Below are 24414 nucleotides of genomic sequence, written 5' to 3'. Positions count from 1 at the left end.
ATAATTTTAACCACTATGAGCAACAAAAAGAAAAGATTCATTCTCCCGGAAGAGGAAATCCCACAGTACTGGTATAACATACAAGCCGATATGGTGAACAAGCCCATGCCGCCGCTTCACCCCGGCACCAAGCAACCGCTGAAAGCAGAAGACTTGTATCCTATCTTTGCCGAGGAACTCTGCCGCCAGGAACTGAATCAGACCGACGCGTGGATTGAAATTCCCGAAGAAGTCCGCGAAATGTACAAATACTACCGCAGCACTCCGCTGGTGCGCGCTTATGGATTGGAGAAAGCACTCGGCACACCGGCACATATCTACTTCAAGAACGAGAGCGTCAGCCCGATGGGCTCGCACAAGCTGAATTCCGCCATCCCGCAGGCATACTATTGCAAGCAGGAAGGAGTGACCAACGTGACCACCGAGACCGGTGCCGGACAATGGGGTGCTTCCCTGGCATACGCCGCCCGTCTCTTCGGACTGGAAGCCGCCGTATATCAGGTGAAAATCAGTTACGAACAGAAGCCTTACCGCCGGAGCGTGATGCAGACATTCGGTGCGCAAGTCACCCCGTCGCCCTCCATGTCTACCCGTGCCGGAAAAGATATACTGACCGCCCATCCCAACCATCAAGGCTCTCTGGGGACAGCCATTTCCGAAGCCATAGAGCTGGCACAGACCACCCCAAACTGCAAATACACTCTCGGCTCCGTATTGAGCCACGTGACCCTGCACCAGACCGTCATCGGGCTGGAAGCCGAAAAGCAGATGGAAATGGCGGGTGAATATCCCGACACCGTCATCGCCTGCTTCGGAGGAGGTTCCAACTTTGGCGGTATCGCCTTCCCCTTCATGCGCCACAACATCCTCGAAGGAAAGAAAACACGCTTTGTCGCTGCCGAGCCTGCCTCATGTCCGAAGCTGACACGCGGCAAATTCCAATACGACTTCGGTGACGAGGCCGGATACACTCCGTTGCTGCCCATGTTTACACTGGGACACAACTTTGCCCCCGCCAATATCCATGCCGGCGGCCTACGCTATCACGGTGCAGGTGTCATCGTATCACAACTGCTGAAGGACGGTTATATGGAAGCGGTGGACATCAAGCAGCTCGAATCATTCGACGCCGGTTGTCTGTTTGCGCAAGCAGAGGGCATCATCCCCGCCCCCGAGTCCTGCCATGCCATTGCCGCCACCATCCGCGAAGCAAACAAATGCAAGGAAACGGGTGAAGAGAAGGTGATTCTGTTCAACCTTTCCGGTCACGGACTTATCGACATGGCATCCTACGACAAGTATTTGTCCGGCGATTTAGTGAATTACGAGCTGACGGATGCCGACATCCAGAAGAACCTGGACGAGATAGGCAATTTGGCTTAGTAGATATTCGCCATACTGACAAGCGGTTCATAGAGTTTCTCTATGTCCTGCGAGTCCATCTCAATCTGTACCTGGTCCCCCGGAATCAAACGAGTTCCTGCGGGGACCAGATTTTTTCCATCCCGATGCACATTGATAATGGCGCAACGTTCCGGCAGGGACAGTTCGTCCACCAGTTTCCCGTCCAGATAAGAATCCGTCATAATCTCCACTGAAAGCGTATAGCGCTTCTCCTCCTTAAAATAGGGAGCATGAATCATATCTTCATAGAGGGAGACATTGGAAGGCTTCATTTGCAGCAGTTCCGTAAAATAGTAAGTCAGCCCGCCTACCACCACCGAAGGGTAAAAGACCTCAAAATGCCCTGTAATCTCCGTAATCAGCACAATGGCCGTGAGCGGTGTACGGACCACGGCCACCAGAAAAGCCGACATGGAAACAAGCATGACATAACTGACATTCTCTTGCCCGATAATGCCATACCTCACTCCCACCAGCCCGACAATCTGTCCCAACAACCCTCCCGTAACCAGCGTCGGAATGAAACTGCCGCCCGGCAATCCGGAAGAGACAGAGAAAACGGAAAAGACGAAATGCAGCAACATGACAGCCGTCACCCACATAATCTGCGTACTGCCGTTCTGCGCCTGGGCCAGCAGAAACTGCTCCCCGCCTCCGGTCAGATTGACCTGCATCAGCGAAATGATGTAGGCCACCAGCACCAGATAGAACATCTTGACATACGCCGGAGAATTGACTTTGGCATACACATGCCTGAAAGCATTCATGGTGGAGGAGTAGAACTTCCCGCATACGGAGACAATCACCGCCAATATCAAGAAATACTTCATCTGGACAAAGAAGGCGAAAACCGGTTCCGTTACTTCTATCAGATGGTAAGGATTCACGGGAAAGACCATGCTTGCCACGGCTCCTGCCACAACGCCTGCCAGCAAGGTAGTGATGGCCGTCTTAGGGGCATCGAAGCGTTCAATGGATTCTATTACAATGAGCGAGGAAGCCAGTGGTGCTGCAAAAGCCGCAGCGAGCCCCGCTCCCGCCCCGGCTGCCAGCAACTGTTTCTGTTCGCCTTTCAGGATATGGGTCCAGCGGGATACCAGGCTACCCACATAAGAGCCTATCTGCACGGAAGGCCCTTCGCGCCCCAAAGACAGCCCCGCCGAGAAGGACAGAATGCCCCCTACAAACTTGGATACCATCTCGATGAAAGGATGCCGGTAAGTGATGCGCCCGTTAATCACGCCGCGTGTCTGCGGAATACCTCCCCCGCCGATAAGCGGCATTTTCCCCACGAGCCACATGACGAAGACGAGAATGCCCCAAGAAAACAGAAAGAGTGGAATGTGCCAGTACCAGGCCGGATGCGAGGCGAAGAAACCACTGCGAAGGTGGAACAGATAATAGAGAAGATAGTGATAGGGCACAGCGACCAGTCCCGTCAGCAAACCGACGAACATGCTGACGAAATACAGCCGGGCATCCACCAGCTTCAACTTCCAGATGTGCCAGCCGCGTACTGTTTTCCAGTTCTTGACCCTCGTCCAAAGACGTTCTGCCTTATCCCATAGTTTCATAATAAAACAACTCCCGTTAACTTGCGCTTTACAACAACAAGCAACGGGAGTTGTTTTATACAGAAACATTATTTACCAAAATCTGTTCTTTGCAGGATTATACTCAAATCCCACGAGCTTCAATTTTCGTACAATGTCCTCTTTCTCTACGTTCATATCCTCGCAGAGCGCGTCCAGCGAAGGATAGAAATCACGCAGTTTCATGTTGATGAAGCTGTACAGCATCACCGGGTCCTCAGGTAATCTCATAGTTACAATCTTTAAATTTAAACTAATACCGGGGGCAAAATTACGATAAAAAAACAACATAGAGATAATTTTAGTGTAGAATATACAATCTAACCACCGCAAACGATTGAGGGCCATGTTTACGGAGCTTCCGTCTGCTCTATCTTCAAGGACACCTTTTCGATAATCTTTCCAAGCTCCTCTTCCAGCGGAATCACATTGAAGTCGCCCCAGAAATCGGCGTCATACTTGAAGTCGGTTTCAGAGAAGACGGTATGCACCGGCAGCCGTTCCGCACGCGGGAAGCGCGTCACGTTCTCCCCGTCAATCCGGCAGGTCACCATCTCGAACCAGGTATACAGAGTGGGATTACTGAAGAGCATGCGTTTTCTCTTCATCTTGAAGTAAAGGTCGCCACGGATGTGGTGGACATAATAGGTACCGTTCCAGGGTTTGTATGAGACGGTATAGACAAGTTTCTCCGTTGTCAGCCTGATTTTCGGAGCCTGGCGTATCACGAAAAGCCGTGTGGCGGCCTTCACATACCGGGGATGAATTTCGAAGCGGGCACGCAGCAAGGCGCTGTTCTCCGAGTCTATATAGAGTTCTCCGCAGAACAAAGGCTCCTTTACCCCACGTTTCTGCTCAAAATAGACGACGTTGGCAGTACGGTCATCCACCGATACGATGTCGCCCGAAGTATAGGTATAAAGTTCCTCGCCGGATTCCAGCAAGAGGAAGTCAGGAAGATCCTTCATGATGTCCAACTGCAGACACGCCTCCACCCCGGAGCTGATTTTGGCAAGCACACTGTCCGTCTGCTCCCGGTTGTCTATCTTGCTCATCTTGAGCAACTTCACCTGGTCCTTCAGTCCGGGCTCCAGCGTGGGCGATTTGTAGACCTTGAAAACCGCCTCCGTCAAGCTTTGGAACTTGTTCTTCAGTTGTACGCCTTCCCGGTAGAAGGTGGTCAGATAGACCGGAGAAGTGGAGCAGTTCCTATCCCGGTGCTCTATCATCTCGCGAAGCAACTTTTTAGGCTCCACCAGGCGGATAAGCACTTCTTGCAAGGAAATGACTTTCGGCTCAAGGCTCAGGACATTGCTGCGTCCTTCCAAAGCAGAGGCTTCCACCGTTTGCCCCACATAACCCAGATGGGAGAAGGAGAGCATGCAGCGCCTCAACGAGTCGGGCAGGTTGAGCCGGAATTCACCGTTCTGGTTGGTAATGTTACCCAGTGAGGTTCCTTGTGCGATGACCGACGCACTGACGACGGGCTCTCCCGTCTCCTTGTCCAGCAGGATTCCGGCAATGGTGGAATACGCCGGTCGGGGCGGCAGGAGTACCGTTTCTTCCATACTCTTCCTTTCTGCCGCCCGTGTTATCAATATATGGTTGCCTAATACCTTCAATTCGAGGTCCCGGCTGCCGGTTATCCTATGAATGGCCTGCCTCACGGAACACTCCTGCTTCCTGACCCTCACTACTGAGTCGTTATGGATGACCTTGCTGTCATAGATAAACAGATAGCCGGATTGCTCCGAGACTTTCCCCAACAGCGCATAAACCGTTCCCTTCATTCCGGGCAGCCGGACGATGCGGTCCAGCACATCGCCTCCGTCCGCTCTTGCACTGCCTGCCAGGAAGAAAATGAAGAGTGAAAAATGGAGAATGAAGCATTTCATTGAATTCATTGTTCCGACAATATCAGTCTATTGCCCTGACGTGTACACTTCAAGTCGAACGTCCAGCATATCAGCTCGGCCACAGACTCCGGGGAGTTATTCGAAAATTCGACCGTCAGCCGCCGTTTGCCCAGGGTTGGCGACGCGACTTCTATCTGCCGGCCGGCAGACTCCTTATTGATGGCACGCAGCACATCCTCCAGGCACTCGTCCTTGAAACGGATGTTGCTGGTGTAGCGGTCAAAAAGCTCCGGATTCTCCGTCTCGCTGACGAGCAGACTGCCCCCCTGCAAGGTAACCGTTTCTCCCGCCTCTACAAAGACCGTCTGTTCCTCTTGTTTCAGCAGCACCTTCACCTTCCCGCGCTTCACGGACAAGCTGAAGGGGACCTCTTCATTGCTCCTGACATTGAAAGCCGTGCCCAGCACCTCCACACGCACCCTCGCCGTCTCAATCGTAAAAGTCTGCTCGGGTTTCTTTGCCACATCGAAGAAGGCTTCACCCTGCAGGTTCACTTCCCGCTTGTCTTCCGCAAAATGTTCGGGATACTTCAGCGTGCTTTCCTGCGCCAGATATACCACCGAACCGTCTTCAAGGGTCTTGACCAGTGTGGGCTTCTCCCGGTTCTCCTCCGTCAGCAAGCTACGACTGTCCCCACCTTGTTCCGGTACGGCCCACCATGCGGCAAAACAAACGATTCCGGCAATCACGGCTGCCGCAACGTTCCCCCACTTGAGGTAAAGCCTGCGGTGCATTGCCGGAGCGTGTTCCGCATCTGCCGGCAGCAGGCAGTCCGTTTCGAAGCGGGCATAAAGCCGTACCCATGCCTCGTCGGTCCTTGTCTTCTTTTTATCTACTTCCATCATTGTGTCCGGATATAATTATCAATTTCATTTCGTAAGGTTCGGAGTACCTTGGTCATTTCCGCCTCCACCGTCTTGACGGACAACGAAAGCGACAAGGCAATCTCTGCATATTTCTTCCCCTCCATGCGGTGCATCCTGAAAATCTGCTGCCGGCGCCGGGGCTGCTTGTCGAGCGTATGCCGGATGAGGGTCTGGAGTTCCTCGTATTCCAAATATGCGTGGGGGTCGGACGAATAGCCCGGCCCGGACTCCGTACGGACAGATGCCCGATAGCGTTCCTTGACCTCCTGATGCTCACAAAACTGCACGGCTTCATTCCTCACAGAACGGTAGAGATAGCTCTTCACGGACTGGAACACTTGTAACCGCTCTCGGTTCTTCCACAGCACGTAGAACAGCTCCTCCACAATTTCCTCGGCAGACGCCGTATCACCCGTGATGCCCGCAGCATACCAGCAAAGGGGGGAATAATACCGGCGGAAGATTCCTTCGAACGCCTTTATATCGCCCTCCTTTATTCTGGCCAGTATCATCAGTTCGTCCAGCATACACGGTGTTTTTTCTCGGTTGCTCCAAATATAAGGAAACTCGCTCACATACGGATAACTTTGGAGAAAATAATGTAAAGTGTTTGATAGCAAAAGGGATATGTCGTTTTGTACCACATTCTTCCGCAGGGGGCTTTTAGCAAGTTTTAGGTGGAGTTAGGAGGACAAATCACTACTTATCCGTTGCCTTTTCGGGATAAAAAAAGAGGCTTGAAAAACAAGCTTTCGTCTTTCATTGATTACCCCGTTTACCACCGCAAAGAACGCTGTTTTTTCCATGTCTGCTGACGCAAACTTAGTCATATTTTTCCGTATCAGAAAAAAAAATACAGGCTTTGTTTGCAGGCCGAGGGGTCTTATTCTACGTTCCGCTATATTTTTCATGCCGTTCATTTGCTCTGCATATAATAATTTTGCGAACAAAGGAATTGGTTATGAATCAGGCAAATGTAAAGGTGTCGTTCTACCTGAAAAAGAGCGAGGCGGATGCCGACGGGAATTGCCCCGTAATGGCAAAGTTGAATGTCGGAAAATATTCCGAAGCGGCATTCAGTGTGAAGATAAAAGTCCCGCAATCCCGCTGGTCTTCGGGACGCGCTTCCGGAAAAAGCGTGGCGGCAAAGGAAATCAACAACCGGCTGGATGAGATACGTGCGATGGCATTGAATATCTATATGGAACAGTCGGCAGTCCGTGACGGTGTGACGGCCGAAGAGGTGAAAGGCATACTGCTTGGAATGGCAAGCGGGCAGGAAACGCTTCTGGGATATTTCAGGCGGTTCATCCGCAACTTTGAAAAGCGTGTGGGGATAAACCGTACGGTAGGAAGCCTGAGAGCCTATAGCAATGCCTATAGCCATATCGAAAGATTCTTGCAGGCGCAATACAAGCTCTCCGATATTCCGTTTTCTGCGTTGGACCGTTCTTTCATTGACAAGTATGATTTGTATCTCCGGACGGAACGGAACCTCGCTCCCGGAACAATCATCAACTTGACCGTCCAACTGAAAACCATTGTCGGAGAGGCCATTGCTGACGGTATTATTACCGCCAGCCCGTTCATGGGCTACGAGCCGGTGCGCCCGAAGCACGTGCAGAAATATCTCACGGCAGAAGAGTTGCACAGGATTATGACCACCCCGCTTCACAGGCAGACCCTCTATCATGTCCGTGACATGTTCCTTTTTTCCTGTTTTACCGGCATTCCATACGGAGATATGCGCCTGCTGACAAAGGACAACCTATGCCTTGCGGAAGATGGAATATGGTGGATCAAGAGTGCCAGGCAGAAAACCAAGATAGAATTTGAGATTCCTCTTTTGGATTTACCGTTGCAGATTCTGAAGAAATATAGCGGTACAGCTCCCGGTGACAAGCTGCTGCCAATGTATTGCAATTCCACGCTGAACCTCTACTTGAAAGAGATTGCCCGAATCTGCCACATTGACCGTCCGTTGGTCTTCCATGCAGGACGGCATACATACGCAACGGAAATCACACTCTCTCATGGGGTCCCCCTTGAAACGGTCAGCAGGATGCTCGGCCATAGTCAGATAGAGACCACACAAATCTACGCGAAAGTGACCGATGAGAAGATAGACGCCGACACCAAGACTTTGAACCGAAAAATCTCGGAGCGTTTTTCTGTCGTCATTTAATAACCTTTTAAATGGAAAGAATATGGAAAAGAATACTGAAAAACAGAATGTCAAACGACGCAGCACTTTTGCCGTGCTGTTTTATATTAACCGCACGAAAGTGCGAAAGGACGGAATGTGCCAGCTATTGTGCAAGGTGAGCATTGATGCCGAATGGGCACAGATAGGAACCAAAGTCTCTGTCAATCCGGGCATCTGGAATCCGGAGAAAGGCCGTGCCAACGGAAGGAGCGAGAATGCCGTTACCGTGAACCGTGCCATAGATGACCTGACACGTGAGATTGCCGGACATTATGAGCGGATAAGAAACAGCCTGGGGTTCATCACGGCTGAACTGGTCAAAAACGCAGTCAAGGGTATCGGACAGAAACCGCTTACCCTGCTGGCTCTTTTCAAGGAGCATAACGAGGAGTTCAGGAAACGGGTCGGGATAGACCGCATACAGGAAACATACGACTCCTATCAGCGTTCCTACAAGCATCTTTCCGCTTTTGTCCGGGAAAAGAAAGGCGTGGAAGATGTGACGCTGCGAAGCCTTGACCGGACGTTTTATGACGATTTCGAGGTATTCCTGCGGACTGACCGCAACCTGAAACCCAAAAGCGTGCATGAACACCTGTACCGTTTGAAAAAGCTCACGATGCGGGCTGTGAGCCAGGGCACGTTGCGACGCGACCCTTATTGCCGCCTGCATCCCGAACTGCCCAAAAGGAAGAGCCGCCACATGAAACTGGAAGACCTTAAAACACTCATGACCACTCCGGTGGAGAAACCGCAACTGCAATTCGTGCGGGATATGTTCATCTTTTCAACCTTTACCGGACTGGCGTATGCGGATCTGAAACGGCTTTCGGACAAGGACATCACGCAGACCGGCGACGGCACATGGTGGATTCATATCCACCGGAAAAAGACCGATACGCTCTCTTCTGTCCGTCTGCTGGATATTCCTCTTCAAATCATAGAGAAATACCGCGGCCAAAGAAGCGGAGACAAGGTGTTCAATATTTATGCCCGCAGGTATTTTATCCTGTTGACTAGGGAATTGGGGCAGGTATATGGTTTTGATTTGACCTTTCACCAGGCCCGGCATAATTTCGGTACCCACATCACCCTTTCGCTCGGCGTTCCGATAGAGACGGTAAGCCGGATGATGGGACATACCTCTATTTCCACCACGCAGATTTACGCGCAGGTTACGGACACGAAAGTGGACGAGGACATGAAACGGTTGAGGTCCACAGGTTTCGGAAACAGGATAGACCTTTGCGAGGAGGATTTCACCGTCAGGAAAAAGCGGAAAATAAAATCACCGGCTGTATGAAATGGAAAACGGAGAAACTGCCTGCTGTCAGCCGGGCAGTTTCTCCGTGCTTGATTAAAGAAGCAGTACTATACCCAGCGCTGTTCCTCCCGGCACCGTTTGTAGGCATCGTCCAGTATTTTCATGATATCGGACTCTTTATAGAGTGCCTTCCCCTGTACCAGATAGTAAGGGATTACACCGAATGTACGGTATTCCTGCAATGTACGCCTGCTTACCCGCAGGACTTTGGAAAGTTCCTCGTCCGTAAGGAAACGTTCACCGTTGAAGAGTGATCTCGGTACATCTTCCATTACTGAAAGCATCCTCTCCATTTTCTCCAGTCCCTGGAACATCACGTCAATGCGTGGGTCTTTCTTGTCTATAAAATGATAGCTCATAATTTGCTCTTTATTAAAGGGTGGTAACTCAATTCCAATAATCTCCGTATATCTTCCGGTTTGTAGAAAAGCTTGTTCTTGATGCGACTGAAAGGAAGGAGACCTTTGGCACGATACGCCTGAAGGGTCTTTTTGTTGATGCGGAGTACGTCGCACACCTCCTGGTTGTCCAGCCAGTTTTTCAGGCCGAGATCCTCGACCGGACGGCACAGGCGTGTCACCCGGTCCTCAAATTCGCAAAAACGGACACGCAGTTCTTCAAAAGTCTGTTTGTCAATACATACAAGTTCCATATTCTTTCATTTATATTAATTTTCCATCTGTTTTTTCAGTCTCGCCGGCAAACGCCTGCCCTTTTGGTTGAGGAACGCCTCGACCTCGGAGGACTTGTAATAGGTACGCCCGTCTATCATGTAATAGGTCACGAGTTTCTTCTGGCGGTACCGCGCGAGAGTGCGTTTGGTAATGCTGAGCAGCTCGCACATGTCCTGATTGTCCAGCAGCTTGTCTCCGTCAAGCGCAGAGGTCTGGCGGTTCATACGGCTCAGCCTGTCTTCAATCCTGTCGAACCTTTCCATAATCTGATGAAGCATCATCTGGAAGGTCTCACGGTCTGTCTGTATCATAATACGGTCTGTCTTTAAAGTGTAAATAATTGACTGGTTACACCTTGTCGCGCAACAGGTTATATTATGATATAGGGCTAACGGCGTGCCAATGGCTCTGTATTTCACGAAATGACATAGCTATTCCGTTGAAATACAGCACAATAAAAAAATAAAGGAGAAATATTTGATGGGAAATTAACCTTGCAGGATGCAAGGATTCTCGCAATCTGCAAGTTACATCCTGCAAGGATTACGATAAATCAGACGGCAGATGCCACCAGGCAGGACAACGGCCTTGTGTAACTGCCATTGCCGGACGGGAAAGATGGCCTGTATGGAATTCCCTTTGCCGGCGGAATAAGGAAAAAGGTAGATAATAAGTTCTTCCACAAGATTGTAATGGAAGAGGCCACGCAGGAGATCCAATGTTTCTGCATCAGAAACTTCTGCCAGGTAGATAAAGGAATCGCCTTTAGTGTCTTTTTCACAAAGAAGGTCTAGTATGTAATGGGGTAAAATCCGGGCATCACAACGCTCCCGCCAACGGGCAAAACCTTTCCTGTGGTTCATTACCCATCGCATCAGCACGTTGTCGGTTTCCGGCAGGAAGCCGTCCAGTGTCATCGCCGTTACAGCTTGGACTTTTGGCATAAATTCTGTTTTGATACCGGACCGTAAGCCGTCAAAAAAAGAAGCGTGCAAACACGCTACTTCTAATGGAGGCTCTGGAATGCCTTTGAAAGGAATAGGTGAATGCACGCTATGCGTAGGCATAGCATAAGCAATCACGCAATAGTTCCTTTCAATGTTAATTTTCCAGATTCCCATTAGAAACACCTTGCGGTCTTATGTCATATACAGTCAGCAATTGTCTTAGAGACAATATGTCGATTTTTCTCTATTTGTTTGCAAATGTACACATATTCAGTGAGATTTGCACTAACGGCAGGCTCATTTTTATTTCACCCCGTATTTCTTCATCTTCCGGTACAGTGTTGCTGGGTTGATGTTCAGCAGTGCGGCAGCCTGTTCCCGGTGTCCGTTGCAAGCTTTAAGAGCATTGATAATTTTCATTTTCTCCAATGACTCATCCTTCAACGGCTGAATTACCGGGGAGTGCGTATCTCCACTTTGGCGGATCTCAATATCCAATCCTTCCATATCCAGCATCGGAGTCTCCGCAATCAATACAGCACGTTTGATCCGGTTCTGTAAGTCCCGGACATTGCCCGGCCATGAATAGGTAAGCATCCTGCGCTTGGCATCTTCCGTAAAGCCTTGTGTTTCCCTTTTCAGTTCTTTCGAATGGCGTTCACGGAAAAACTCAGCCAAAGGGATGATGTCTTCCGGACATTCCGCCAATGAAGGCTGACGTATCTCGAATTCGCAAAGGCGGTGGTAAAGGTCTTCCCTGAACCGCCCTTCCTTGATGGCCAGTTGCAAATTCTCATTTGTGGCGGTAACGATACGCACGTCCGCTACCCGTTCCTTGTCACTGCCTATCGGAGTATAGGTATTCTCCTGTAACACGCGCAGCAACATGGACTGAATCTCATAGGACATTGTACCTATCTCGTCCAGAAACAGAGTTCCGCCTTTCGCCATGTCGAAATATCCGGTCTTGGCGGTGTCGGCACCGGTAAATGCCCCTTTCTCGTGACCGAAGAACAACGAGGCGGCCAGTTCACGTGGCAGTGCCCCGCAGTTCACCGCCACGAAAGGCATCTCCCGGCGTTCGCTGCCCAGATGGATGCTCTGTGCCACCGACTCCTTCCCTGTACCGTTGGCACCAAGTACCATCACCGACATTTCCGATGGAGCTACCAGTCTGGCAAGTTTCTCCACTTGTAGGATCTTCGGACTTGTACGGTGAAACAGTACCTTTTCCTGTTTCCGTACCGTAACCATGGGGCGGAACACATCTTCTGCCAGTTCCAGCAGATGTTCCTTGCGTACCGGCTTGGGAAGGTAGTCTATCGCTCCCAACTTAATAGTGCGCACCACATCGGGAACCGACACATACTCGGTCGTGATGATGAAAGGAATATCCTTTCTTTCCTTGCGCAGCCATTCCAGTAGAGATATTCCGTCCTTCGGGTAGACGTACGTCCGATAGAATCAGATCAAATTGTATTTTGCGTATCAGTGAACGGGCTATCGGTTCGTTCATAGCTGTCACGACATCATAACCAGCTTGTGCAAACCAGTCCTTCTGCATCTGAGACAGGCTGATATTGTCTTCAACTATCAGTATTTTCCGTTTCATTTGTCTGTCTTTTTCATTTCATTTTTTGCTGCTGCCATCAACATATCGGTATGATTTATTATCCGTTGAGTATATTCTTTTAAAGCAGTGTCACTGGCCCTTTCATCTTTTAAAAGGGAACGATAAGCGAACAACATTTCTTCATTATGTAATAATTCCCACATCGGCAGCATACGGTGAACCGTTTCACGCAATTTCTTCCTATTACAATTTTCTATGGCCGAATTGAGTTCTTCAACATCTTTTTTCGACTGGTCAATAAAGGAACATAATAATTTTATCTTATCGCTCACCTCACACAACATCATGCTGAAATCTACATCATGCTTTTTGTCAGGGCAACCTCTTTCTATAGTTGACAACAGACCGATCAATTCTGTAGATGAGAACGGCTTATAAATACAGGCTGTAAATCCGACATTCAAAAAAGCATCTTTCTCCTTCTCTCCACGTGCAGTCATAGCGACAATGGGTATAGTCTTTGAATTGCCAATACTTGAGTTACGTAACAAAGTCAACAATTCAAACCCGTTGGTGTAAGGCATCAGGATATCTGTAAGCAACAGGTCATAATCTTTTTCCCGCATGGCTTTTACTACCTCTTTGACTGTGGTACAAGTTGTACAGGTCATGCCATTACGCTCTAACATTTCTTTAATGACAGCTTGCAACATACTGTCGTCATCAATAACAAGTACATTGTGATGCAGGTGTGTGAAATGCGCCGGGACATGTTTTTCGCTTTCCAACGGTTCATCCGTTTCCGGCATGGGAAGGGTCACACGAAATGTGCTTCCACAATTAATCAAACTTGTTACTTCTATTGTCCCATCAAGAAGATTGACAAGTCCTTGCGTGATCGGAAGCCCCAATCCGAATCCGTCCGCATTGGTTGCAGAGGTCTGGCGTTCAAAAGGACGAAAGATACGGGAAAGTGTCTCCTCACTCATACCAACACCGGTATCCACTATTTCCATGACCAGCAGTCCATTGAGATAGTGCACATTGAAATTGATTGTGCCGGTCTCCGTGAACTTAACTGCATTGGTAAGCAGATTGTCTATAATCTGTTCTATGCGGTCTGCATCACCATATAACTTGACTTCCGTATCCTTAAAATCACAATTGAACAGGATACCCTTATTATTGATTATATGAGAAAAACCGGCAGCGGTACGTTCCAATAATTCATGCAGGTCGAATGGGACATCGTTCCGTATTTCTTTCGCCTCGTTTAACCGGTACACATCCAACAGGTTGTTAAGCAGATGTACCACATGCTTGCACACCCTCCTTATATTATTCAGATGGATATTCCTCCGTTTCTTTTCACGTGTATCCATTGCCAGATCGGCACTGCCGTCAATGACATTCAAAGGGGCACGTATGTCATGCGATATGGTCAGGATAATATTCTTGCGCATTTCCAACAGCGCAGTGTTTTGTTGTATCGTATCTTCCAAACGCTTCCTTGTTCTTGCCTTTTCCCGTAAATCTTTTTGAATAATCAGATAGGATATGACAAGCAGAATAATGGCAGAGATAATCAGCCAGGAGATGACACATATGGAACGGTTGTAAGATTCTCTAAGATGACATTCCTTCGCTTCAAGTACACGTTCTGTCTGGTTGTTCATCGTGGTTATCAGATGGCGAAGCTTTCGGTTGAGTTCCTTGTTGTGGTTGCGAAGGCTATCGGTATAAGCATTGATACTTTCCTGCCGTTCTTCCTGCATGGATAGCAATTCCTTGTTCAATGTCTTGAGAATTGTAGATGCGGAAGGAACTATCTCCAGAGTTTCTTTTGCCCCTAAAAATCCTGTAAAACCTTTCTTTTTACGAATAACAGTACGCGGTTGAGCTTCCGCTGGTAAATGAGAGAATTGCATACCTTCCTGACTGTTCTGACTATGGAAAAGTTGCATAATTTGGTATAAATGCTCTTCTTTACTGGATAATAGATAGCGCAGCGAGTCTATTTGACTTTGGCTGACAAATTCCTCATACCCCTTGTGCATGGCCTGCAACATGGAATCGATATGCAGACGAAGAGAATGATAGTTCGCAAAATCCTCCTCTTCCCAAGAAAGGGCTGTTTCACCATAAGTTGAGAGAATCGTGATGTGATGCTGGACTATATTTCCATTGTGTTGAACCCGATGAATTGTTTGTGCCTCAGTTTCAATCACCAAAACCCTATTCCGCTCACGTACCATGATTATAATCATACCGATTATAGCCACAATCAACACCATATATCCAAAGATGATTTTATATTGAATACTCATTTATCAATATTTGCTGTTTATTTAGACACTATATGTATGTGGAAAGCAACCAGTCCTTCTATCCGAAATTTAAGGGTGGCTTGTATAAACGGTAATATGCCTATTAGTACGAAAAGCGATTGGGTATATTGTATTCTAAAATCATAGTGTACTTTGAACTGCGATAATAAGGCTGCGGAAACTCTATTGTTTCGTATGAAATGAGAGTATTTCCATTTCTTCTGTATTACTTGTCTCCTTTCAAGGGTATAAATCCTATTTGTTCCAATTGGGCGATTTTTTGATCCGACAAGCTTCCTCTTCGATAATTCCGTCTTTGAACCGTACACCAACGCCCCAACGCCCCTTCACGACATCCAGGCCACCGCCCATTTTGGACATGAAACTGGTGCAACTGTTCCAAGTAGCTTCGCCAGATCTGCTCCACCGACCAGACAAATCCTATTCGATCTAATAGTGTTTGACGATCAGGGGAAAGTTTCCCTTGCTTGCGCATTTTCCGCTGTCTACTGCACCACTCGCCCAAATAACCTTCGGCTGATTTGGGAAAGCGCTGCTGTTTGTCAAGAAAGATTTTCAACGCTTCATAATTTTTCATCCATTCACCGTTCAAGTCCTGACTCCACACAAATCCGATCTCATCCAACACACGAATACGTTCTTTGCTCAAACGTCCTTTCTTGCGTCTTTCCCGTTGAGTATAACACCAGGTAGCCAAAGCTCCATCCTCCCGTTTGGGCCAGCGGCCTTGAGTCGCAAAGAAGACTTTCAATGATTGGAATTCCTTCATCCAGTTTGAATCCAGCAAGTTCCATTCAAAGCCGACAGACTCCAGCAGTTTGTAACGCTCCTCCGAGAGTCTTCCCCGTTTGTAAGCCATGCGCTGCGTATTGCACCACAAGCCCAGCTTCCCCTCTGTAACCGAAGGCCAGTCATTTTCTTTCTTACGGAACTCAATAAGCCTCTCATACATGATCTGCCAAGGTTCCAACTCTGTCAATATCTCCTCAATACGAAGCCGTATGTCTGATAGGAAACCTGTGGTCAGAAAAGAGGTCACCCCTTCAAATCCCTTGGGTGAAGGCTGACAGGCAAGGCGTTCCATGTGCAAGGCCATCATGTCATATACAGATTTGCCCGATAGGTTGTTCACAAAATCCAATACGACAGGCTGTTTCCCGCTTCCGGCATCCAAGCAACGGCCCAGCTGTTGCAGGGTAACAATATAGGATTCTGTCCGCCGTAGAAACAAGACGGCATCTATGCCCTCCACATGCAGTCCTTCTATCAGCATATTGACAGAGAACAATACATGCAATTTCCCAGATTCTTTTTGGAAAGCCTTTAGTATTTGATTATTAGTCCGTTCGCTTTGAGTGTGATGGATCTCAAATGGTATGATTACCCGTCCGGCTTGTGTCAGCCAGCCACACACCTCAGGAACCATCTGTTTCAGGTCGGTAAGATCACGGCAAAAAACCAGCAGTTTACATACATCTTTGGGCAAGAACTTTCGGATTACCTCAGGAGCTCCTAACGCCCCTTTAAAATCAACGCGAGCCACATCCAGTTTCTTTTGGACTTGTTCTTTTCGTCGAATTGAACATCCGCTTCGATCCAATCGCTTTTGTAAACGATTCAGTTCACCGTCTAATCCATAGGCACTTTGTACCAGGATTGGGACTGGTAAAATACGGTAATACCAAGCCTGAGGTAAGGTAAGTTCATAAAACAGATTTCCCTCGAAATAAAGATCCACCGTATCAATCATTCCCTCCGGGCGAATAGGAGTGGCCGATGTTCCTAATATATAGGCCTGCGGATTGGATTCAATTACCTCCTGCAAAGCAGCCCCCCATATTTCTGCACCGAAATGATGAAACTCATCAATCAAAATATGATCTGCTTTGAGTTGTTTATCATTTTTTCGATAATATATCAATGACTGAAACGTTCGATAGCAGATATAAGGAGAGGTAAAGCCTACCGCCTTTTTGATCTCCTCCAGGATTGTGACATTTGGAGCAAATACGCAAATTCGTTCTGTGGCATGTTCTGATATATAACGAGCCAGCAGATATGACTTTCCCGTCCCGGTCGCTTGCACAACGGTACCGATACGATGCTGTTCAAAGCCTTTTATAATAGCACGATAAGCTTTCTCGTTATGCGGGTAAAGTTCTACATGTCTGCCGGAATTAAGGCTTCTGAGGTAGTTGTCGTCAGAAACAGTCAAACCATGCAACTCATAAACCAACGCCTCTTTCAGAAATCCACCATGAGCTACAATCCGAAAATAAAGACTCCCTTTACCTTGGGTTAATACTGTAAACTCCTCATAATATCTCTCAACGTCCGTTCGGGTCAAGGGGCGAATATTCCAAACCTCTTTAGCAATAAAATGTACCATTCCCGGCTTGAATCCGACCCATAGGAAGCCGTCCGATTCTATTACGTGATAAGCAAGTTTTCGATAATAAACCGATAACGAAGAAACCATGTTATACAATCAATGTTTTCAAGATATCAAAAGAACAAAAAGTGATGTACAAGACGCAGTTTGTTCCAACACTTCTTGTTCTTTCTTCATTCCCATACGAAATAGCATAAGATAAATTCTTAATGGATTAACACCGGAATATTTTGATACTATCCACTGAACATTTGCATTTTTGGAATGCAATATAAATTTTGATTCTCCCATAAACTCGATTTTCATAATCAATGGAAGAATCACAAAAGCCCTTGCCTTTTATAATTCTAAATTTTGTGTAAAATATTTAATCGGATTTGATTATCTGGAAGTTCTCGCCAAACTTTGTAGCTACTTTTGCCAATTCCAATCAAACAATTCCACATCATCTTCAAGAAGATCGCTTCCGGTTTGCGTTTCTATCAGGGTCAAGTCATTTATGGCTTTTAGACCGTGGCGCATATCTTGAAGGATACAAACAGTATCTCCCTGCTTAACTGGGGTAATTTTTCCTTCTATAGCCAACAGTCCCTCTCCGTCAACAACCGTCCATACCTCTTTCCGTAGATGATGAGCTTGATATGTGAGACTTTTTCCTGCCTTTATAATCAATTGCTTCGTCAACGATTGAAAGCCATCTGAATATTGAACATTATGAATAATCTTGTATTCTCCCCAATGTCTTTCCTCATACATTGGACAACACTGTAGCCGGTCTGCGTATTTTTTTATGTTCTCGCTCTTGCTCTTTTCGGAAATTAAAATACCGTCATTCGATGCTGCAATCACCAAATCTTTGGTTCCTATACACATAATCGGAAGATCCAATTCATTAATGATATGTGTATTTTCTGCCTCTCCATCAGTGATAACATTACCGATTACATGGTCTTCCAACTCATCTGTAAGTGTATTCCAAGTCCCTAAATCTTTCCATTTGCCAGAGAAAGGAACTACTGCTACCAATTTGGCCTTTTCTGCCACCTCATAATCGAAACTGATTTTGGGGAATTCACTATATCTGTTACGGATTTCCGAAAAAGAAACAGCCCGGATATATTGCTCCACAATATTCATCATATATCCCAACTTAAAAGCAAATACGCCACCGTTCCAAAATGCATTTTCTTTTATAAGATATTCCGCTGTAGCTACATTCGGCTTTTCCGTAAACCGTTTGACCGAAAAGATTCCACCTTTCAGTTTCGATTCATCAGGCACTACATATCCATATTTAGCAGATGGATAGGTTGGAGTAATCCCCATAAGAACCAGCTCGGCTACATTGTCATCCACCGCATGCACCATCTGCTCAATAACTTTGAAATATCCAGCTTCCGTAAAAGGGTCACAAGGCATAACAACAACTACTTCTTCATCGGCACATGATTTCTCATATTTCAGATATGAAGCTGCCAAAGCAATGGCTGGAAATGTATCACGTCTTTCTGGCTCCACCACTACATCGATGTATTCACCCAGCTGATTGTAAATAACATCAGCCTGAGACAAGCTGGTAGCCACGGTTACATGACCTTTTAAATCGGATTCTCCCAATTGACGAATAACCCGTTGTACCATCGACTCTTTTTGACCATCGGGAGAATTGAGTAATTTTATAAACTGTTTGGAACGACTGTTATTTGATAGAGGCCAAAGACGTTTCCCAGAGCCTCCGGATAATAAAAGAATTTGCATAAATAATGTTTTAAATCGTTACCTTTCTGCACGCATGGGATTATGCAGGAAATCATCATAAGCCAATCGGATACCATCTTCCAATTCAGTTTGGTAAGACCACCCCAAAGCCGTTGCTTTCGATACATCCAAAAGCTTTCGGGGTGTGCCATTCGGACGTGAGGTATCCCATTTGATTTCGCCTGTAAATCCTACAACCTTAGCCACCAATTCTGTAAGGGATTTAATAGTCAATTCTTTGCCAGTTCCTGCATTTACTGTTTCATTCCCCGAATAGTTATTCATCAAGAACACACACAGATTAGCCAGATCATCTACATATAAAAACTCCCGAAGCGGCTTCCGTCGCCCCAGCAAGTCACTTCATTCAAACCCGCCTCTTTTGCTTCGTGGAAACGGCGGATTAAAGCAGGAAGTACATGACTATGTTCAGAATGATAGTTATCATTGGGACCATAGAGATTAGTAGGCATCACGCTAATGAAATCCGTACCATATTGCCGATTCAAAAATTCACAATATTTCAAGCCCGAGATTTTTGCCAAAGCATACGCTTCATTCGTTTTCTCCAACTCTGATGTCAGCAAACAAGACTCCGGCATGGGTTGAGGAGCCAAACGCGGGTAAATACATGAAGAGCCTAAGAACTCCAACTTTTTACAGCCATTCTTCCAAGCTGCGTGAATCACATTCATCTCCAGTATCATGTTGTCATACATGAAATCAGCCAATGCAGATTGGTTGGCAATGATGCCACCTACTTTGGCTGCTGCCAAAAAGACATATTCCGGCTTTTCCTCTGCAAAGAATTTTTCAACAGCTTTCTGCCGTGTCAGATCCAACTCTGCATGAGTACGAGTGATAATATTTATATACCCTTGCCGATGTAACTCACGGACAATGGCAGAGCCCACCATTCCCTTGTGTCCTGCCACATATATTTTTGCGTTCTTATCCATCATTTTACAATCCCTTTCTCCAGGTATTCAGCCAAGTTGGTATGCATTACACTGACCACATGTTCCGCTGCCACCTTTCGCATATCATGCGCGACCATAATCTTTACCAGTTCCTCGAAAGAAGTAGATTGCGGATTCCAGCCCAATTCATTCTTAGCTTTCGTCGGATCTCCCCACAAATTAACAACATCCGTCGGTCGGTAAAAATCCTCACTCACTGCCACCAGTACCTTACCGGTTTTCACGTCGATACCTCTCTCGTTAATCCCCTCACCTTCCCAACGTAATTCAATGCCGGCATAATGAAAAGCCAATGTTGCAAATTCACGAACAGTATGCTGTACACCTGTTGCAATGACGAAATCCTGCGGCTTCTCCTGCTGAAGAATCAACCACATACATTCCACATAATCTTTGGCATATCCCCAATCGCGCAGCGAATCCAAGTTACCCAGGTAGAGGCAGTCCTGCTTGCCTTGTGCGATGCGTGCGGCGGCAAGGGTTATCTTGCGTGTCACAAAAGTCTCACCACGGCGTTCGCTCTCATGGTTAAACAAGATGCCCGAACAGCAGAACATATTATAAGCCTCACGATACTCTTTCACAATCCAAAACCCATAAAGCTTAGCCACAGCATAAGGCTATAAGGATGGAACGGGGTATTCTCATTCTGAGGGACTTCCTCCACCTTGCCATAAAGTTCGGAAGTGGAAGCCTGATAAATCTTACAACTCTCTTCCAAATGATTGGTGCGAACAGCTTCCAAGATACGAAGTACCCCCACCGCATCTACATCAGCCGTAAATTCAGGCGCATCAAACGATACCTGCACATGGCTTTGCGCTGCCAAATTATAAATTTCCGTAGGCTGTACTTTTCCAACCAATTTCACCAAAGACATGGAGTCCCCCATATCCGCATAGTGCAAGTGAAAATGAGGTTTTCCCTCTAAATGAGCAATACGTTCCCGATAATCTACCGAAGAACGACGGATAATACCATGAACATCGTATCCTTTGTCCAACAAAAATTCTGCAAGAAACGAACCGTCTTGCCCTGTAATTCCAGTAATTAAAGCTATTTTCTTCATGTTTATAAAAATAAATTAGAGGGTATCGAAATATATGATTGCACAATACCTTCCAACAATATCAGTTATTAAGTATATTTTTCAGTAAAGTAATCAAATTCATTTACATCTATCCGATATTTCCATCTCCTATATGATTACGAATCCAGGTTCTTGTGATTACATACACTGTTCTGTACTATCTGTCGAAAACGATTCCCTCAAGTGCAAATGCGATTAGCGTGGTCACCTCCTGCTGGTTGCTAATGCTCATGGCTGCACCAACCAGTAAGGTCATATTGATGAGATAAGTACCTGTTGCTGTTGTCACGCCAAAACCTGCGATACATACCACTATTTCTATCAGATAAGAAGTAATCTTGCTTGCGCCGGAAGAGATAATATCTGTACCTATCTTGTAAGAATTAGGATACGGAAAGGAGCGATATGTCACCACCCCCGTATAGATTATCCCACTCAGTTGAGAGTTTCAGAAGTCATTAATTAAGTACTGGTTGCAGTACAAAGCGGAGAGGAGGATGTGAATTGGTTTGCTGTTACCGTGACTTTTCCGTTTGCTTCTACCGTATAGTTTGTCCTCCTTTGTCTGTTCACATTTTTTGTCTGGTGATGGTAGTGATCATATCCGAATCCACATAATATTCCAATGCTATCAGTTTTCTGCTAACAAAACCCAGTCGAGGATAACGAAAGGAGCAAATCAGACAATAGTATCGTTTTCTATTCTACATATCTTTTTTCTATGCTTACATATCATCTCTTTCATAAACAGTTTAGGCAATGTCAACAAAATCATGCTACACCGTTTTATTTGTTTTTTTGGTTCCTTGAATATCCTATGTGCGAATTCTAAATGCCATCTTATCATCCATTGCGGAGCACGCTTGGTGTCCGTTCCACTATAAAACTTGAAGACAGCCCCCACCGCAATCATCACCCTCGTTCCAAATGGGGTTTCAGTAGACTCATAAATATCTCCTGCTTGGGAGCGCCCAAAGCTATCCATATAATGTCGGCTTTATCCGCTTCTATGTCTTTAGCAATACTTTCATAATCAAAGTCTTCTACCGTCCTATATGGAAGTTCCAGAAATGTCATATCCTTCACGTCTATATTTTCTTTCAGTAGATTGTTTTGTAAACCTTTCAGCGTGGCTTGCGAAGTTCCCATGAAAATCATCCGGTATCTCTTGCTGCGGATAATATCCATGAAGATTTGGCTTCCGCAATATTGCTCATACCGCTTTCCGTAAATCCAACGGATATACAATGGGACATAACTGCTATCACAGATAGAGAACATTCCCCCATTCACCACTTTCAGATAGTTAGGGTTTCGATTTGCCACATTCAGTATCACACCGTCGGCCACACAGATATAGTCTGCCTCTTTCTTTTTCACTTGTTGGGCAATACGAGTTCTTACAAGTTCTTTATCGAACTCGTAACGGATATTGAAATAAGTTTGCATATTAGTTATTCATTTACGCAGAAAGACAGACACGAAACCATACATTTTTCAAACCTGTCCAGCGTATATCGGGATTTGAAACATTCGTAACCAGCCTCCCCATATTGTAATCTTAATTGTGGATTATCCAATAACACTTTCAATTTCCCAGCCAAATCTGCCGCATCCTTCGTTTGGCAAATTAATCCCGTTTTACCGTGTTCCACCATTTCGGCAATGGCACCTTGACTTGTAGCTACTATTGGCAACTTATATTGCATGGCTTCCAATACCGTCAATGGGAAACAATCATCAAACGTGGGTTGCACGAAAATATCAGCATCGCCAAACGCTTCTGCCTTTTCTTTACCGTATTTTTTTCCTACGTAAAACACGCAATCATCTATACGGCGTTTCTTTGTTTCTTCTGCAAACATTCTGCTGTCTATGTCTTTCGTTTCGCCACCAACAAATCGGCAAATGATTTTATTCCCTTTGCTCTTCAGCATTTCGCAGGCATCCAACAAAGTTAAAACACCTTTATCTATCAGTAGATTAGATAAAAAGAGAATACAAGGAATGGTATGAGATGTGATTTTCATCCTATGCGTCTCTTCCGGAATACCGTTAGGACAAATCAATACCTGCTCTTTTCTTACCACACTCTCTATATCCGGATACAACCGCCAAGAAAGCAATATCACTTTCGTATTCCGATAAACCAGAGGCAACAGCCAACGATAAGGCCACCGCTCCACATCCCGACTCATCCCTTTATTATGCTGATGGATCACGATCTTCTTTCCGAATAGTTTACATAGCAACACAAACGGAGCATCTTTCAAAAAACCTATTCCATGACAGGTTATTGCCAAGTAACAGAGGTCATAACGACGGTGAATCAATTTTTCTAAGACTAAACAATAAGCCCATACAAAACGTACCATTTTCAGTAGTGGCTTCTTGCCAATCTCATCCATCCGTCGTGAAGTGGAAAGGTTCACAAAGTCACAATCAAACGCCCCGTTTATAAGCTTGCTCTCCTTAATGTATTGGCTCATCATGGCAGAGCCGTGAACTGGAGGCGGAAGAGGAGTGATAAAAAGAATCCTTTTTTTTGCCATCATAACGCAGTTTATATGTTTAGAAGTATTTGCTGATAACATCTTGCCATTTGTATGTTCCCTTTATCCTTTTCACTCTTCAAACGTGTTGTAAGGAAAGAAAGAAGATAAGGGCGATAGTCGGAGATATTGAACGCACTGAAATATTTAAGAATATAATCGACATTTTCTTTCAGCAGTCCCAGTATTTTACTTTCATCAGCCCCCATCACCAACCGAGTATGTATAATGAATAGAAATAGGTCGTAACCCAAAGGACGGTTAGTCGCCATTTCCCAATCAATCAACCGAATCTCCGTACTATCCTGCAACATATTCCATGGACAGAAATCACCATGGGAAAGACAAGTCTCCAACTCGCTTGTTGTATCATCTTCCAATTTGATTGCACCTAAAGAAATAAGTATATCTAGAATTTGGTCGGACAAGTCAAACGAAAAATAAGCTCTTCCACACACTCTTGAAGTGACAAAGAACACTTCTTCACCGTTATCCTTAACATTCAGCAATGCCGGAGAAAGATTCTTGCCCTCTAATTCCCTTAAAACCCGTATTTCATTCCTTGATAGGGTTTTAGCCTTATCTTTGATAGAATACTTGGCGAAAAAGCTTTTGTTTTCTTCGGGAATATACCCTAACATGGAAATCTTCTGTTCATCTCCCGGCGTACCCAAATTAAATGAAACCAAAGCATTTTCCGGACACATATCCATAATCTTCCGGTAAGGAAAATCCAATCGGCTTTCATCTATAGAAGATAGAGCACGTACCCATTTGCAAGACGTGAACATC

Annotated in this window: 18 protein-coding genes and 5 pseudogenes; 3 read left to right on the top strand and 20 right to left on the bottom strand. The window is 46.1% G+C overall.

Features of this window, described 5'->3' with window-relative positions; genetic code table 11:
* The first annotated feature begins 15 nt into the window (after positions 1-15).
* Positions 16-1383, top strand: coding sequence for a TrpB-like pyridoxal phosphate-dependent enzyme (locus JCM16496_RS08820; protein ID WP_025833697.1), 1368 nt, complete (start codon positions 16-18; stop codon positions 1381-1383).
* Here the strand turns inward: JCM16496_RS08820 and JCM16496_RS08815 are convergent.
* The 5 genes from JCM16496_RS08815 to JCM16496_RS08795 all read right to left on the bottom strand — a co-directional run bounded on the left by JCM16496_RS08815 (position 1380) and on the right by JCM16496_RS08795 (position 6305).
* Positions 1380-2978 (bottom strand): ClC family H(+)/Cl(-) exchange transporter, encoded by a 1599-nt coding sequence (locus JCM16496_RS08815; protein ID WP_025833695.1) that lies wholly within the window; start codon positions 2976-2978, stop codon positions 1380-1382. The two genes, JCM16496_RS08820 and JCM16496_RS08815, sit on opposite strands and share 4 nt — an antisense overlap.
* Positions 2979-3050: 72 nt before the next feature.
* A complete protein-coding gene (locus JCM16496_RS08810) occupies positions 3051-3227 on the bottom strand; it encodes a DUF4250 domain-containing protein (RefSeq protein ID WP_005832662.1) in 177 nt (58 codons plus the stop codon).
* A gap of 119 nt (positions 3228-3346) precedes the next feature.
* Positions 3347-4900, bottom strand: a complete 1554-nt coding sequence (locus JCM16496_RS08805) for a carboxypeptidase-like regulatory domain-containing protein (protein WP_025833690.1) — start codon at positions 4898-4900, stop codon at positions 3347-3349.
* A complete protein-coding gene (locus tag JCM16496_RS08800) occupies positions 4897-5757 on the bottom strand; it encodes a FecR family protein (protein ID WP_025833688.1) in 861 nt (286 codons plus the stop codon). The genes JCM16496_RS08805 and JCM16496_RS08800 overlap by 4 nt, the downstream gene beginning before the upstream one ends.
* Complete coding sequence (locus JCM16496_RS08795) at positions 5754-6305, bottom strand: RNA polymerase sigma-70 factor (RefSeq protein WP_025833686.1); 552 nt, start codon at positions 6303-6305, stop codon at positions 5754-5756. The genes JCM16496_RS08800 and JCM16496_RS08795 overlap by 4 nt, the downstream gene beginning before the upstream one ends.
* 434 nt (positions 6306-6739) lie before the next feature.
* Between JCM16496_RS08795 and JCM16496_RS08785 the strand changes: the two genes are divergently transcribed.
* Together JCM16496_RS08785 and JCM16496_RS08780 are read left to right on the top strand one after the other, a co-directional pair.
* Positions 6740-7963, top strand: coding sequence for a site-specific integrase (locus tag JCM16496_RS08785; RefSeq protein ID WP_025833683.1), 1224 nt, complete (start codon positions 6740-6742; stop codon positions 7961-7963).
* Positions 7964-7985: 22 nt separating this feature from the next.
* Positions 7986-9287 carry a site-specific integrase gene (locus JCM16496_RS08780; RefSeq protein ID WP_008779502.1) on the top strand — a complete coding sequence of 434 codons (1302 nt, stop codon included), beginning with the start codon at positions 7986-7988 and terminating at the stop codon, positions 9285-9287.
* A gap of 68 nt (positions 9288-9355) precedes the next feature.
* On the opposite strand, the gene JCM16496_RS08775 is transcribed toward JCM16496_RS08780, so the two are convergent.
* The 15 genes and pseudogenes from JCM16496_RS08775 to JCM16496_RS08705 all read right to left on the bottom strand — a co-directional run bounded on the left by JCM16496_RS08775 (position 9356) and on the right by JCM16496_RS08705 (position 24329).
* Positions 9356-9667 (bottom strand): helix-turn-helix domain-containing protein, encoded by a 312-nt coding sequence (locus tag JCM16496_RS08775; RefSeq protein ID WP_005644200.1) that lies wholly within the window; start codon positions 9665-9667, stop codon positions 9356-9358.
* Complete coding sequence (locus JCM16496_RS08770; protein WP_008777759.1) at positions 9664-9960, bottom strand: helix-turn-helix domain-containing protein; 297 nt, start codon at positions 9958-9960, stop codon at positions 9664-9666. The genes JCM16496_RS08775 and JCM16496_RS08770 overlap by 4 nt, the downstream gene beginning before the upstream one ends.
* 15 nt (positions 9961-9975) lie before the next feature.
* The gene (locus JCM16496_RS08765) at positions 9976-10293 is read right to left on the bottom strand and encodes a helix-turn-helix domain-containing protein (RefSeq protein ID WP_008779500.1); all 318 of its coding nucleotides are present in this window, start codon (positions 10291-10293) and stop codon (positions 9976-9978) included.
* 216 nt (positions 10294-10509) lie between these two features.
* Positions 10510-10926 (bottom strand): hypothetical protein, encoded by a 417-nt coding sequence (locus JCM16496_RS08760; protein ID WP_025833677.1) that lies wholly within the window; start codon positions 10924-10926, stop codon positions 10510-10512.
* 306 nt (positions 10927-11232) lie between these two features.
* Positions 11233-12541 (bottom strand): annotated as a pseudogene (locus JCM16496_RS08755) (sigma-54-dependent transcriptional regulator).
* Positions 12516-14829, bottom strand: a pseudogene (locus JCM16496_RS08750) (hybrid sensor histidine kinase/response regulator). Before JCM16496_RS08750 ends, JCM16496_RS08755 begins: the two co-directional pseudogenes overlap by 26 nt.
* A 226-nt stretch (positions 14830-15055) precedes the next feature.
* Positions 15056-17329, bottom strand: a complete 2274-nt coding sequence (locus tag JCM16496_RS08745) for a Helicase associated domain protein (RefSeq protein ID WP_008779496.1) — start codon at positions 17327-17329, stop codon at positions 15056-15058.
* Between the two features lie 324 nt (positions 17330-17653).
* A complete protein-coding gene (locus JCM16496_RS08735) occupies positions 17654-19000 on the bottom strand; it encodes a sugar phosphate nucleotidyltransferase (protein ID WP_008779495.1) in 1347 nt (448 codons plus the stop codon).
* 18 nt (positions 19001-19018) lie between these two features.
* Positions 19019-19288, bottom strand: a complete 270-nt coding sequence (locus tag JCM16496_RS24910) for a Rossmann-fold NAD(P)-binding domain-containing protein (protein ID WP_369346656.1) — start codon at positions 19286-19288, stop codon at positions 19019-19021.
* A gap of 18 nt (positions 19289-19306) precedes the next feature.
* Positions 19307-19917: pseudogene (locus tag JCM16496_RS24905) on the bottom strand (GDP-L-fucose synthase family protein); the annotation flags it as partial.
* Between the two features lie 41 nt (positions 19918-19958).
* A pseudogene (gene gmd / locus JCM16496_RS08725) lies at positions 19959-21049 on the bottom strand (GDP-mannose 4,6-dehydratase).
* Between the two features lie 178 nt (positions 21050-21227).
* A complete protein-coding gene (locus JCM16496_RS08720; protein ID WP_025833666.1) occupies positions 21228-21485 on the bottom strand; it encodes a hypothetical protein in 258 nt (85 codons plus the stop codon).
* Between the two features lie 264 nt (positions 21486-21749).
* Positions 21750-22420 (bottom strand): annotated as a pseudogene (locus tag JCM16496_RS25395) (WecB/TagA/CpsF family glycosyltransferase).
* 104 nt (positions 22421-22524) lie between these two features.
* Positions 22525-23625, bottom strand: coding sequence for a glycosyltransferase family 4 protein (locus JCM16496_RS08710; protein WP_025833664.1), 1101 nt, complete (start codon positions 23623-23625; stop codon positions 22525-22527).
* Positions 23626-23633: 8 nt separating this feature from the next.
* Entirely contained in the window at positions 23634-24329 is a 696-nt protein-coding gene (locus tag JCM16496_RS08705; protein ID WP_159102445.1) for a phosphotransferase, read from the bottom strand.
* Between the last annotated feature and the right edge of the window lie 85 nt (positions 24330-24414).

It is taken from the genome of Bacteroides rodentium JCM 16496 (assembly GCF_000614125.1).
In the GTDB taxonomy this organism is placed as follows: domain Bacteria; phylum Bacteroidota; class Bacteroidia; order Bacteroidales; family Bacteroidaceae; genus Bacteroides; species Bacteroides rodentium.
This window is presented reverse-complemented; position numbering and strand designations above follow the sequence as displayed.